Annotated in this window: 10 protein-coding genes; 2 read left to right on the top strand and 8 right to left on the bottom strand. The window is 69.2% G+C overall.

Features of this window, described 5'->3' with window-relative positions; genetic code table 11:
• The first annotated feature begins 171 nt into the window (after positions 1–171).
• Positions 172–1737 carry a metallophosphoesterase family protein gene (locus AB0G20_RS03575; RefSeq protein WP_361295147.1) on the top strand — a complete coding sequence of 522 codons (1566 nt, stop codon included), beginning with the start codon at positions 172–174 and terminating at the stop codon, positions 1735–1737.
• Between the two features lie 18 nt (positions 1738–1755).
• On the opposite strand, the gene AB0G20_RS03570 is transcribed toward AB0G20_RS03575, so the two are convergent.
• Positions 1756–2640: a DUF4429 domain-containing protein gene (locus AB0G20_RS03570; RefSeq protein ID WP_361295144.1), complete on the bottom strand. Its 885-nt coding sequence runs from the start codon at positions 2638–2640 to the stop codon at positions 1756–1758.
• Between the two features lie 145 nt (positions 2641–2785).
• Between AB0G20_RS03570 and AB0G20_RS03565 the strand changes: the two genes are divergently transcribed.
• The gene (locus tag AB0G20_RS03565) at positions 2786–4321 is read left to right on the top strand and encodes a beta-N-acetylhexosaminidase (protein ID WP_361295812.1); all 1536 of its coding nucleotides are present in this window, start codon (positions 2786–2788) and stop codon (positions 4319–4321) included.
• Between the two features lie 104 nt (positions 4322–4425).
• On the opposite strand, the gene AB0G20_RS03560 is transcribed toward AB0G20_RS03565, so the two are convergent.
• The 7 genes from AB0G20_RS03560 to AB0G20_RS03530 all read right to left on the bottom strand — a co-directional run bounded on the left by AB0G20_RS03560 (position 4426) and on the right by AB0G20_RS03530 (position 12902).
• Positions 4426–6195 carry an IucA/IucC family siderophore biosynthesis protein gene (locus AB0G20_RS03560; RefSeq protein WP_361295141.1) on the bottom strand — a complete coding sequence of 590 codons (1770 nt, stop codon included), beginning with the start codon at positions 6193–6195 and terminating at the stop codon, positions 4426–4428.
• Complete coding sequence (locus AB0G20_RS03555; protein ID WP_361295138.1) at positions 6192–6743, bottom strand: GNAT family N-acetyltransferase; 552 nt, start codon at positions 6741–6743, stop codon at positions 6192–6194. Before AB0G20_RS03555 ends, AB0G20_RS03560 begins: the two co-directional genes overlap by 4 nt.
• Positions 6740–8017, bottom strand: coding sequence for a lysine N(6)-hydroxylase/L-ornithine N(5)-oxygenase family protein (locus AB0G20_RS03550; RefSeq protein ID WP_361295135.1), 1278 nt, complete (start codon positions 8015–8017; stop codon positions 6740–6742). Before AB0G20_RS03550 ends, AB0G20_RS03555 begins: the two co-directional genes overlap by 4 nt.
• Complete coding sequence (desA, locus tag AB0G20_RS03545; protein ID WP_361295132.1) at positions 8001–9443, bottom strand: lysine decarboxylase DesA; 1443 nt, start codon at positions 9441–9443, stop codon at positions 8001–8003. Before desA ends, AB0G20_RS03550 begins: the two co-directional genes overlap by 17 nt.
• A 155-nt stretch (positions 9444–9598) precedes the next feature.
• On the bottom strand, positions 9599–10453 hold the full coding sequence (locus tag AB0G20_RS03540) for a siderophore-interacting protein (RefSeq protein ID WP_361295129.1): 855 nt from the start codon (positions 10451–10453) through the stop codon (positions 9599–9601).
• 34 nt (positions 10454–10487) lie between these two features.
• Positions 10488–11531, bottom strand: a complete 1044-nt coding sequence (locus tag AB0G20_RS03535) for an ABC transporter substrate-binding protein (protein WP_361295126.1) — start codon at positions 11529–11531, stop codon at positions 10488–10490.
• 210 nt (positions 11532–11741) lie between these two features.
• Entirely contained in the window at positions 11742–12902 is a 1161-nt protein-coding gene (locus tag AB0G20_RS03530) for an acyl-CoA dehydrogenase family protein (RefSeq protein WP_361295123.1), read from the bottom strand.

Genomic DNA, 12902 nt, shown 5'->3' with positions numbered 1-12902 from the left:
GTACCGGCGGCACTTTCGCAAGAATTCTGCCCGCTTTCGGGCAGGTGCCTGTTGGGATCCCTTGGGGGAACGTTGAACGTGTCATGAGTGCTTGTTCGTGAAGCGTCCATCGGACGTCCGGCATCCCGTTGCCCGAGGCGTCGATTTTTGGACGCCATGGACACTCCTCGTATGGGCGTACCCGAGCGGCTCGCCGAGCGCATGAGCATGGCCGAGCAGCACGAGTACCTGCGCGCCAGATTCTCCCGGCGCACGATGATCAGAGGCGGTGCCGTCACGATCGGCGCCGTCGCGGGTGGCACGTTCGTGCCCGGCGCCACCGCGCGGGCCGCCGTACCGACCGCCCGCACCGCCCCCGCGACCGAGAGCGTCGACGGTGCTCTCGTCGCCCCCTTCGGCCGTCACCTCGCCTACGGCACCGACCCGCGCACGGAGATGACCGTCTCCTGGCAGGTCCCGGTCGCCGTCAAGAAGCCGTTCATCCGGATCGGCGCCCACCCCTGGGACCTCTCCCGCAGGATCGACGCCGAGGTCCGCACCCTCTTCACGCCCGCCGGGGTCGGCGCGAGCGGCAACCACACCCAGTACTACGTCCACGCCAAGCTGACCCACCTGCGCCCGGGCCGGACGTACTACTACGGCGTCGGCCACCAGGGCTTCGACCCGGCCGCACCGCACCTGCTGGGCACCCTCGGCACCTTCACCACCGCCCCCGCGCACAAGGAGCCGTTCACCTTCACGGCCTTCGGTGACGAGGGCGTCAGCTACCACGCGCTCGCCAACAACAGCCTCCTGCTCGGCCAGAACCCGGCCTTCCACCTGCACGCCGGCGACATCGCCTACGGCGACCCGACCGGCCAGGGCAGGACCGACGACACCGGCTTCGACTCGCGCGTCTGGGACCAGTTCCTCGCCCAGACCGAGTCCGTCGCCAAGTCCGTGCCGTGGATGCCCGCCTACGGCAACCACGACATGGAGGCCTGGTACTCGCCCAACGGCTACGGCGGCGAGGAGGCCCGCTGGACCCTCCCGGACAACGGCCCCGACAAGAAGAACCTCCCGGGCGTCTACTCCTTCGTCCACGGCAACACGGCGGTCATCTCGCTCGACGCCAACGACATCTCCTTCGAGATCCCGGCCAACCTCGGCATCTCCGGCGGCACCCAGACCACGTGGCTGGAGGCACAGCTCAAGAAGTACCGGGCCGCGCACGACATCGACTTCATCGTCGTGTTCTTCCACCACTGCGCCTACTGCACCTCCACCTCCCACGCCTCCGAGGGCGGGGTCCGGCAGGAGTGGGTGCCGCTGTTCGAGAAGTACACCGTGGACCTGGTCATCAACGGCCACAACCACCAGTACGAGCGCACCGACGTGATCAAGGGGAACAAGGTCACCAAGAAGCTCCCGATCGGCGGCACCGCCTACCCCGAGACCGACGGCGTGGTCTATGTGACGGCCGGTGCGGCGGGCCGCAGCCTCTACGCGTTCAGCGCCCCGCTGTCGTACGAGGGCAACGAGCACGACGTGGACTCCGTGGCCTCGTTCGTCAACGTCAAGGGCGGCAAGCAGAACGAGACCGTCGCCTGGTCCCGCGTGCGCTACCTCGACTACTCCTTCCTGCGCGTGGACGTCACCCCCGCGCCGAAGGGGCGTCTGGCCACGCTGACGGTGCGCGGCATCGCCGAGACCGGTGACCAGGTCGACCACTTCACGGTGGCGCGCCGGGCCAAGTAGCGCCCCGGGGCCCGGGTGTTACATCCGTTTGAGGATCGCCTGCTTGGCCAGGGCGAACTCCTCGTCCGTCAGCACACCCGCGCGGTGCAGCTCCCCGAGCTCGCGCAGGCGGCGCAGCAGGGCGTCGTGGTCGTCCTCGGCGGACGCGACCGGAGGAGAAGGCAGCTCCGGTCGCGCGTCCACCGGGTGGGTGGCGGCGGCCCGGGCCGGGTGCGGAAGCCTGGCCTGGACCGCCGCAGCGACCAGCGCCATCAGTGGGTCCTTCTTGAAGCCCCACAGCTCCACGGCGTTGGGGTCGTACTTGGGCGGGGTCTTGGTGGGCGCGTGCCGCACGGTGAAGCGCAGGTGGCCGTTCTCCAGGCCGGCGGCCGGGTGCCACTCCACGCCCGTGATGTCGGCGAGCGCGAGCGTGCGGGCGCCGGCGGCGGCCTTGGCGTCCTCCGTCTTCCAGTTCCACTCCAGACGTATGCGCTCGCCGTCGAAACCGGCGGTGCCGTCCCCGGCGGAGAACGACAGGGGGACGGCGGGGCCCGGCAGCAGGTACGCGTCGACCGGGCCGGCGGGGACCTGGTCGAGGAGCAGGGCACTGCGCACCTCGTCCACGAAGTACTCGGCGACGCCGTAGCGGTCGGACTCCACGATCAGCTGGTACGGGTCATGCGGCTCGGTGAGGCGGCCGCCGGTGGCGTGCAGCAGCGGGTCGGCGCCGTCGCGCAGCCGCAGCCTGAGCCGCCCCGCCTTCTTGCCCTGCTCGAAGGAGATGCCGGCCAACGCCCCCAGCGGGACGACCAGTTCACCCAGCTCCCTGCGCAGCAGACTGACGTTCTTGTCCCGTCCGGGAGTCAGCCGTAACGCGTCCCCGTCGAAGGCCCACGTACCGTCCCTCTGGATGATTTCCGCCATGGGGTGGATTGTTCCACCCGACTCACGAGAGAGTGGTCCAGACCTCTTGGAGCTCAACGGCTCGTGAAGGGACACGCTTGTGAGAGATGGCCGTAGACAGCCCCGCAGAACGCTCCGCCTTCTCGGTTCCCTGCTGCTGGTCGCGATGGCCGCCTCGGTGACCGGGGCCGCTCCCACGCCGGCGGCATCGCCCACCCCGCTCGACCGGGTGGTCCCCGCGCCCGCCTCGGTCGCCCCGGGCGGATCCCCGTACCGGATCACCCGCGGCACCCACATCCGCGTCGACGGATCCCGCGAGACCCGGGGCATCGGCGAGTACCTCGCGAGGATCCTGCGCCCCTCGACCGGCTACCGCATCCCCGTCACCGCCCAGGGCGCCGGGGGCATCCGGCTGCGCCTCGCCGAGGGCCCCTTCGCCGCCGAGGGTTACCGGCTCGACAGCGGCCGGGGCGGCGTCACCATCACCGCCGCCGAGCCCGCCGGTCTCTTCCGCGGCGTGCAGACCCTGCGCCAGCTCCTCCCCGCGGCCGTCGAGAAGGACTCCGTCCAGCCCGGCCCCTGGCTGGTCGCGGGCGGCACGATCACGGACACCCCGCGCTACGGCTGGCGCGGCGCCATGCTCGACGTCTCCCGGCACTTCTTCACCGTCGAGCAGGTCAAGCGCTACATCGACCAGCTCGCCCTCTACAAGATCAACAAGCTGCATCTGCACCTCAGCGACGACCAGGGCTGGCGCATCGCCATCGACTCCTGGCCGCGCCTCGCCACCTACGGCGGTTCGACGGAGGTGGGCGGCGGTCCCGGCGGCTTCTACACCAAGGCCGACTACAAGGAGATCGTGCGGTACGCCGCCTCCCGCTATCTGGAGGTCGTCCCCGAGATCGACATGCCCGGCCACACCAACGCGGCCCTCGCCTCCTACGCCGACCTGAACTGCGACGGAGTGGCACCCCCGCTCTACACCGGCACCGAGGTCGGCTTCAGCTCGCTGTGCGCCGGCAAGGAGATCACGTACGACTTCGTGGACGACGTGATCCGGGAACTGGCCGCGCTCACGCCGGGCAGGTACCTGCACATCGGGGGCGACGAGGCGCACTCCACCAGCCATGAGGACTACGTGAAGTTCATGGACCGGGTGCAGCCGATCGTCGCGAAGTACGGCAAGACGGTCGTCGGCTGGCACCAGCTGACCGGTGCGACCCCGGCGAAGGGGGCTCTCGCCCAGTACTGGGGCCTGGACGGCACCGGTGCCGAGGAGAAGGCGCGGGTCGTGAAGGCCGCGCAGAACGGGACCGGGCTGATCCTGTCCCCGGCGGACCGGGTGTATCTCGACATGAAGTACACGAAGGAGACGCCGCTGGGGTTGTCCTGGGCGGGGTATGTCGAGGTGAAGCGGTCTTACGACTGGGATCCCGGGGCGTATCTGCCGGGGGTGCCGGGCGGGGCCGTACGGGGTGTCGAGGCGCCGATGTGGTCGGAGACGCTGGAGAACTCCGAGCACATCGAGTACATGGCGTTTCCGCGGTTGCCCGGTGTTGCCGAGTTGGGGTGGTCGTCGGCGGCTTCTCTTGACTGGGAGCGGTACAAGGGGCGGCTTGCTGCGCAGGCTGAGCGGTGGGATGCGCTGGGGATCGAGTGGTATCGGTCGCCGCAGGTTCCGTGGGGTGCGGTCGGGCGGTGATGTGTCTGCGGGCCGGTGGGGGCTGGTCGCGCAGTTCCCCGCGCCCCTAAAAGACGCGCACCCCCGGTGGACCGTACACCGGGGGTGCGCGTCTGTCTGTGAGGTCAGAGGTCCGCTATGGGGTTCCTCAGGGTGCCCACCAGCTGGAGGGCGCCGGACGGGTCCGACAGGTCGACCATCTGCTCGTTGTTGCGGAGCTGCAGGCGGTTGAGGCAGGACAGCGCGAACTCGGGGGCGAACATGTCGTACTGCTGGAACTTGTCGGCGAGTGAGGGCATCGAGTCCTGGTACTCGCGGGTGACCTCCGCGACAGTGCGCCAGAAGTCGTCCTCCTCCAGGACGCCCTCGGTGGCGAGGTTCGCCGCGAGGAAGCGGAAGAAGCAGTCGAAGACGTCCGTGAAGATCGACAGGAGCTTCTTGTCCTCCGGAACCTCCACGCGCAGCCGCTCGACCGTCGGCGGCAGCACCGCGTCCGGGTCCATGACCGCGATCTCCTCGGCGATGTCCTTGTAGATCGCGCGCTGCACGACCCCGTCCTTCAGCACGAGGATGACGTTCTCGCCGTGCGGCATGAACACCAGGTCGTAGGCGTAGAAGCTGTGGAGGAGCGGCGTGAAGTAGGCCTTGAGGTAGTGGCGCAGCCATTCCGTCGGGGTGAGGCCCGACTGCTCGATCAGCGCGCCCGCGACCGACGCCCCCTGGTGGTCGACGTGGACCAGGGACGCCATGGTGGCCAGGGACTCGCCCTGCTCCAGGGACGACACCGGGCTCTCCCGCCACAGCGCGGCGAGCATCTTGCGGTAGGGCGAGTAGCGGTCCGTCGCCTTCTCGTACTCCAGGTGCCGGTAGCCGACCGCCGCGCGCTCCCGGATGATCGACAGGCCCGTGGAGCTCAGCACCGGGTCGCCCTCGATGAGCTGGGCCAGCCAGTCGTTGATCGCCGGCGTGGCCTCCATGTAGGCCGCCGACAGGCCGCGCATGAAGCCCATGTTGATGACCGACAGGGCCGTCTTCACGTAGTGCTTCTCGGGGCTGGTCTTGTTGAAGAAGGTCCGGATGGACTGCTGGGCCAGGTACTCGTCGTCGCCCTCGCCCAGGCACACCAGGTGCTTGCGGGCCACCTCGGCCGCGAAGGTGACGGTGAGCTTGTTCCACCACTGCCAGGGGTGGACCGGGATGAACAGGTAGTCCGCGGGGTCGAGGCCCTGGTCGCGCAGGACGCCGTGGAAGCGCTCGACGGTCTTCTCGCCCAGCTCCTCGCGCAGGAAGGACTCGTACTCGACGCCGACACCGGCCGTGAACGCGGCGCGCGATTTGTGCGCGGCCAGCCACACCAGGCGCACCGGGCTCGCCGTCTCCGGCGCGTACGACAGGTACTCGTGGATGCCGAAGCCGAGCCGCCCGTTGTTGGCGACGAAGCAGGGGTGGCCCTCGGTCATGCCGGTCTCGATGGCCTGGAAGTCGCCGCGGGCGAGTTCGGCCGCCGTGCTCTTCGGCTTGGTGAGCTTGTAGCAGGTGCCGGAGAGGGTGGAGGAGATCTCCTCCAGGTAGACCGGCAGGATGTCGTCGCTCAGGCCCAGGGACTTCTGCAGCTCGATGAAGAAGTCCAGCGCGGCGAGCGGGACTTCGGTGCCGTTGCGGTGGCGGGTGATCGAGTCGGCGTCCACCTGCCAGTGGTCCAGGGCGCGGCGGGCGGCGGAGAAGCGGTAGCTGGTCAGGCCGTCGTCGCTGCGGACGACGTACTGCTCCCCGTCCTCCTCGGGGGTGATCAGCCGCTCGTGCGCGAACTCGGCGAGCGCTTTGCGGATCAGCAGGCGGTTGGCCTGGTCCCAGCGCTCGGGGGACAGGTGTGCCACGGCGTCGGACAGGGTCATATCGCCACTCCTCGGGCAGCCAGGAACTGTGCACGCGTGCAGAAGCTCAGCAGCGCGCGCTTCTCCGGCTTGTCGATCTCGCGCTCGGCCACGAAGCCGACGGCCTCGTTGAGCGCATGTACTGCCTTGTTGCTCACGTCGGGCTCCACCACGACCCGGCGGGTGCGCGGGTCGGCGAACAGCTCGTCCATCACGGTGGTGATGACGGCCTTGGTGAAGCCGTGGATCGGCCGGTCGGTCGGCGCGACCAGGAAGTGCATGCCGACGTCGCCGGGCTCCGGGTCGTACAGCCCGACCAGCTCGACGTAGCGGGGGTCGTACTTCTCCATCAGGAACGCCGGCCGGCCCTCGTGCAGGCCGATGCAGGCGTCGTGGTGCTCGTGCGCCGCGATCCGCATGTACTCGCGCTCGACGTCCTGGAGTTTCGCGTCCTGCATCATCCAGTAGGCCGCCTTGGGGTGGGTGACCCAGGAGTGCAGCAGCTCGGCGTCCTTCAGGGGGTCCAGGGGGCGGACGGTGAGTGTTCCGATGCCGGTGGTGGCGCTCATACGGCGAACTCCTGGAACGCGATCGTCTTCTCCACCGGGTAGTACTCGCTGCCGAGCAGCTCGCGGATGATGTACGCGTTCCGGTAGGGGCCCATGCCCAGGTCGGGGCTGGTGATGCTGTGGGTGTGGACGCCGGCGTTCTGCAGGAAGATCCCCCGGCCGGTGACGTCGATCGCGTAGTTGCGGGCGACGTCGAAGTTGCCCTGGGAGTCGTAGACCAGGCGGTCCTTGACGGGGGCCAGGAACTCCGGCTCGGCGTACTTGTAGCCCGTGGCCAGGACCAGTCCCTGCGAGTCCAGCTCGAACTCCTTGCCCTGCTCCTCCTGGCGGAAGCCGAGCGTGTACGTGCCGTTCTCGTAACGCGCGCTGTTCAGGGAGGAGTTGGTGAGCAGCCGGGTGGGGACCGGGCCGCCGAGGTTCTTCTGGTAGAGCAGGTCGAAGATCTCGTTGATGAGGTCGCCGTCGATGCCCTTGAACAGGCCCTTCTGCTCGGCCGTGAGGCGGTAGCGGGTCGACTCCGGCAGCTCGCGGAAGTAGTCGACGTACTCCGGGGACGTCATCTCCAGCGTGAGCTTGGTGTACTCCAGCGGGAAGAAGCGCGGGGAGCGGGTGACCCAGTTCAGCCGGTAGCCGTGGACGTCGATCTCGCTGAGCAGGTCGTAGTAGATCTCGGCGGCCGACTGCCCCGAGCCGACCAGCGTGATCGAGTCCTTCTTCTGCAGCTCCGCCTTGTTGTCCAGATAGCGGGAGTTGTGGAGGAAGTCGCCGCCCAGGCCCTGGCAGGCCTCGGGTATGTAGGGCGGGGTGCCGGTGCCGAGGACCAGGTGACGGGCCCGGTAGGTGTCTCCGGCGGTGGTCCTCACGACGTAGAGCTCGTCCTCGTACGTCACCTCGGCGACCGTCGTGCTGAAGCGGACGCTGCTCAGTTTGCCGGCGGCCCAGCGGCAGTAGTCGTCGTACTCGACCCGCAGCGGGTAGAAGTTCTCGCGGATGTAGAACGAGTACAGCCGGCCCTTCTCCTTCAGATAGTTCAGGAAGGAGTACGGGGACGTCGGGTCGGCGAGGGTGACCAGGTCCGACATGAACGGGGTCTGGAGGTGGGCGCCGTCCAGGAACATGCCCGCGTGCCACTCGAAGTCGGGCTTCGACTCCAGGAAGACGCCGTCGAGTTCGTCGATCGGCTCGGTCAGGCAGGCGAGGCCGAGGTTGAAGGGGCCGAGCCCGATCCCCACGAAGTCATGGGTTCTGGTCGGGTTTTCAGGACGCGCGGTCAAGGGACTCTCCCAGGTACTGCTCGGCGTGGCCGGCGATCAGATCGAGGACGGCGGCGATGTCGGACGCCTGCGTCTCGGGGTTGAGCAGGGTGAACTTCAGGTAGTGGCGGCCGCCGACCTTGGTGCCCGCGACGATGGCGTCCCCGGAGGCGAACAGGGCCTTGCGGGCGTAGAGGTTGGCGCGGTCGATCTCGGCGGGGTCGGTGACGGCCGCCGGGATGTAGCGGAAGACGAGGGTGGACAGGCTCGGCCGGACGACGACGTCGAAGCGCGGGTCCGCGGCGATCAGCCGCCAGCCCTCCTGGGCCAGTTCGCACACCTCGTCGAAGAGCTGCCCGATGCCGTCGGCGCCCATGGTCCGCAGGGTCATCCACAGCTTGAGGGCGTCGAAGCGCCGGGTGGTCTGCAGGGACTTGTCCACCTGGTTGGGGATGCGCTCCTCCACCATGCGGCGCGGGTTGAGGTACTCGGCGTGGTAGGTGGCGTGGCGGAGCGTGGCCGCGTCCCGTACGAGCACGGCCGAGGAACTCACCGGCTGGAAGAAGGACTTGTGGTAGTCGACGGTGACCGAGTCGGCGCGCTCGATGCCGCTGATGCGGTCCCGGTGCTTCAGGGAGGCGAGCAGGCCGCAGCCGTAGGCCGCGTCGACGTGCATCCAGGTGCCGAACTGCTCGCACAGCTCGGCGATCTCGGGCAGCGGGTCGATGGAGCCGAAGTCGGTGGTGCCGGCGGTGGCGACGACGGCCATGGGGACGAGGCCGTCCTGCGTGCAGCGCTCCAGCTCGCGGGCGAGCGCGACGGTCTGCATGCGCTTGTCGTGGTCGACGGGTATGGAGACCACGGCGTCCTGGCCGAGCCCGAGCAGTTTCGCGGACTTCTTCACGCTGAAGTGGCTGACCTCGGAGGCGAAGATGCGCAGCTTGTGGAGGGAGTTCGTCTTCGCCTCCTCGCGGGCGAGCAGCAGCGCCTGGAGGTTGGACTGGGTGCCGCCGGAGGTGAACACGCCGTCGGCGGCGGGGCCGAGGCCGATGCGGTCGGTCGTCCAGTCGATCAGTTTCCGCTCGATGAGCGTGCCGCCGGCCGACTGGTCCCAGGTGTCCAGCGAGGAGTTCACCGCGGACAGGACGGCTTCGCCGAGCACGGCCGGGATGACGACCGGGCAGTTGAGGTGCGCCAGGTAGCGGGGGTGGTGGAAGTAGATCGCGTCCCGGAGGTAGACCTCCTCCAGTTCGTCCAGCACCGCGGTGGTGTCGTGCAGCGGCTGGTCGAGGTCGATCTCGTCGATGCGCGGGGAGAGGGCGTCGACGCTGATGCCGGTGAACGGCCGGTCGGTGGCGGCGAGTTTGGCGGCCACCCGCTCGACTCCGTCGGTCACGGAGCGGCGGTACTGCTCCGCGGTGGTGTCGTTGAGCAGGTGCGAGCGCATGTGGGGGTCCTCCGGTGGGGACAGTCCGGTGTGGGACGGGGTGGGCTGATCCGGCGTCCAGAACTTAGGTAAGGCTAGCCTAACTTGATCGAGAGAAGGGCAGGCCCTGTCGTGACAGTGGTCACTCGTGTCACTTCAGTGCCGGTGAGCTGCGGCTACGCCTCCGCCCGCAGCTGCTCCTCGCTCACGCCGCGGCGCCAGTAGCCGACGAACGTGACCCTGCGACGGTCGATCCCGCGCTCGCGCACGAAGTGCCGGCGCAGCTCCTTCACGCACCCGGACTCGCCGGCGATCCAGACGTACGGCCGCTCGGCGGACGGCAAGGGGGCGTCGCGCAGGGCGTCGAGGGCCATGGGGGACCCCTCGGTGCCCCCCTCCTCCCTGACCAGCCAGGTGATCTCGGCGTCGGCCTCGGTCACCAGGTCCTGGATGTCACCGGCGTGCGGGACCTCCAGCCAGACCCGGGCGCGGGTGCCGGCCGGCAGCGCCTCGACGATGGCCGAGGCGGCCGGTACGGCGGTCTCGTCGCCCCAGACGACGACGAGGTCGGTGTCCTGCGGCGGCCGGAAGCGGATCGCCCGGTTGTCGGCGACGGCCGGCCCGAGCAGCAGGACCCGGTCCCCGGCGGCGGCCCGGGCGGCCCAGCGGGAGGCGGGACCGGCCTGGACGCGGGCGCCCGGCTCGATGCCGTGCAGGGCGAAGTCGATGTCGATCTCGTCCGGGTCGCGGCGCAGGTCGCGCAGGGTGTACGACCGCATCACGGCCCGTACGTCGTCCGGGAGTTCGCGCCAGCCCTGCCACCAGCCGTCCCCGAGTTCGAGCGGGACGACCGGCTCGGGCTGGCCGGGGTGCGGCAGGAACAGCGACAGGGACTGGTCGCGCCCGTCGGAGTGGAAGGCGTGCAGATCGGGCCCGCCGAAGGTGACACGGACCAGGGACGGGCCGAGCCGCCTCGTCCGCACGACCTGGAGGGAGAAGAAGCGGAACGGGGCGGCTACGGCGGTAGTCACGTGCGGCTCCTGAGCGTCAGCAAGGGAGGGGGTGTCAGGCGACCTTCTTGGCCGACTCGATGGCCTTCGCGAGGTTCTCCACCAGAGGCGTGCACTTGTCGTACGACAGGATCGGCTCGGGCGAACGCGCGATGACCTGACCGGCCTTGACCGCGGGCAGCTTCTTCCAGGTCGCCTCGGTGATGTCGGCCGGCTGGATGGTCGAGGCGCGGTCGTCCATCATGATGATGTCCGCCGGGTACTTGTCGACGTTCTCCCAGCTGAGGTTCTCGAACCAGCCGCCGTTGGCCTCCATGGCCTTCTTCGGCGGCTCGACGAGGTTCACGCCGAGGGCCTTGAAGTACTCCAGGTCGATGGAGAAGTTGGAGCCGGAGACGTAGAAGATGGCGTCCGAGGCGGAGCCCGCCAGCACCTTGATCTCGGGGCGGGACTTGGCGGCCTTGCGCAGTCGCTCGGAGGCGGCCTCGAAGCGCTTCTTCGCCTCGACGACCTTCGCGGCCTTCAGGTCGGCGCCGAGCGACTCGGCGAGCTCGGCCATGCGCTGCAGGGGCTTCGGCATCTGCCGGTCGAAGACCGAGACGGCCACGCTCGGGGCGAGCTTGGCGATCTTGTCCTTGGAGGCCTCCGGGACGTACCAGAGGGTGCCGGCGGCGTCGAAGGTCGTGGTGATGAGCACCTCGGGCTGGAAGGCCGCGTACTGCTCGACGTTGAACTGGTCGAAGCTGTTGCCGAAGACGGTCAGCTTGCTGACGTCCATGTCGCCGGCCTGGACGTCGGCCTTGCCGTCCTTCGTCTTGGTCGGGCCGAAGACGCCCTTGACGTCGATGCCGTAGTCGTACAGAGCGGCGGCGACGCCGGTGAAGGCGACGATCTTCGTGGGGACGTGGTCCAGGCTCACGGTCTTGCCGCGGTCGTCCTTGAAGGACCAGGGGCCGGACTTGGCGGCACCCTTCGAGCCCGAGCCGCCGTCCTTGGAGTCTTCATTGCCACACGCGGTCACGAGGGCGCCGAGCCCGAGAGCACCACCGGCGGCGAGCAGGCCGCGGCGGGAGTAGCGGGCGGTGTTGGCGTTCGACATGACGGGGTCTGCTTTCGTGCGTACGGAGCCACTGCGGGCACGGCTGACAGCCGCTTGGCTGAGATCACGATTAGGTTAGCCTAACCTCAGATTATGTCCAGAGGGGCCCTCGGGTGTGTGCCCGAGGGAGGCGAGGGAATGCGAACGGGCGCGGTGATCCGAGTCACCGCGCCCGTACGGCCGGGGGTCTGCGGCCCCGGTCTCCGTCGCTCAGCCGACCAACCCCAACTCCCTTGCGATCAGCATCCGCTGGACCTCGCTCGTGCCCTCGCCGATTTCGAGGATCTTGGAGTCTCGCCACATGCGGGCGACCGGATACTCGTTCATGAAGCCGTAGCCGCCGTGGATCTGGGTGGCCTCGCGGGCGTTGTCGACCGCGACCGTGGAGGAGTGGAGCTTCGCCAGGGCCGCTTCCTTCTTGAAGGGGGCGCCCGCGACCAGGCGGGCCGCCGCGTCGCGCCAGGCGAGGCGGGACGTGTGGGCCTTCATCTCCATGTCCGCGATCTTGAACTGGATGGCCTGGTTCGCGGCGATCGGCCTGCCGAACGCGTGGCGCTCCTGGGCGTACTTGACCGACTCGTCGACGCAGCCCTGCGCCAGGCCCGTCGCCAGGGCCGCGATCGCGATGCGGCCCTCGTCGAGGATGCGGAGGAACTGGGCGTAGCCGCGGCCCTCCTCGCCCAGCAGGTTCGCCGCCGGGACGCGGACGTCCGTGAAGGACAACTCGCGGGTGTCCGAGGCGTTCCAGCCGACCTTCGAGTACGGGGCCGCGACCGCGAAGCCGGGGGTGCCGGACGGGACGATGATCGAGGAGATGTGCGGCTTGCCGTCCGGGGTGCGGCCGGTGACCGCCGTGACCGTCACCAACCCGGTGATGTCGGTGCCCGAGTTGGTGATGAAGCACTTCGTGCCGTTGATGACCCACTCGTTCGTCGACTCGTCCAGACGCGCCGTCGTACGCGTCGCGCCCGCGTCGCTGCCGCCGTCCGGCTCCGTCAGGCCGAACGCGCCCAGGAGTTCGCCCGAGCAGAGGCGGGGGAGCCACTCCCGCTTCTGGGCCTCCGTGCCGTAGCGGAAGACCGGCATCGCGCCGAGCGAGACGCCGGCCTCCAGGGTGATCGCCACCGACGAGTCGACCCTCGCCAGTTCCTCCAGGGCCACGCCGAGGGCCAGGTAGTCGCCGCCCATGCCGCCGTACTCCTCCGGGAACGGCAGGCCGAACAGGCCCATGCGGCCCATCTCCCGGACGATCTCGTACGGGAACTCGTGCCGCTCGTAGAAGTCGCCGATCTTCGGCGCCACCACCTCGTGCGCGAACTCCTCGACCGTGCGGCGGAGTTCCTCCAGTTCGGGGGAGAGTCGGTAGTCCAT

Source organism: Streptomyces sp. NPDC024017, from assembly GCF_040638895.1.
Lineage (GTDB): Bacteria > Actinomycetota > Actinomycetes > Streptomycetales > Streptomycetaceae > Streptomyces.
This window is presented reverse-complemented; position numbering and strand designations above follow the sequence as displayed.

Bases quoted from the DNA above. Each gene is read 5' to 3' on its own strand.
- AB0G20_RS03555 (WP_361295138.1), bottom strand. From the start codon at position 6,743: ATGAGCGCCACCACCGGCATCGGAACACTCACCGTCCGCCCCCTGGAC.
- AB0G20_RS03560 (WP_361295141.1), bottom strand. From the start codon at position 6,195: ATGACCCTGTCCGACGCCGTGGCACACCTGTCCCCCGAGCGCTGGGAC.
- AB0G20_RS03565 (WP_361295812.1), top strand. From the start codon at position 2,786: ATGGCCGCCTCGGTGACCGGGGCCGCTCCCACGCCGGCGGCATCGCCC.
- AB0G20_RS03570 (WP_361295144.1), bottom strand. From the start codon at position 2,640: ATGGCGGAAATCATCCAGAGGGACGGTACGTGGGCCTTCGACGGGGAC.
- desA (WP_361295132.1), bottom strand. From the start codon at position 9,443: ATGCGCTCGCACCTGCTCAACGACACCACCGCGGAGCAGTACCGCCGC.
- AB0G20_RS03575 (WP_361295147.1), top strand. From the start codon at position 172: ATGGGCGTACCCGAGCGGCTCGCCGAGCGCATGAGCATGGCCGAGCAG.
- AB0G20_RS03530 (WP_361295123.1), bottom strand. From the start codon at position 12,902: ATGGACTACCGACTCTCCCCCGAACTGGAGGAACTCCGCCGCACGGTC.
- AB0G20_RS03535 (WP_361295126.1), bottom strand. From the start codon at position 11,531: ATGTCGAACGCCAACACCGCCCGCTACTCCCGCCGCGGCCTGCTCGCC.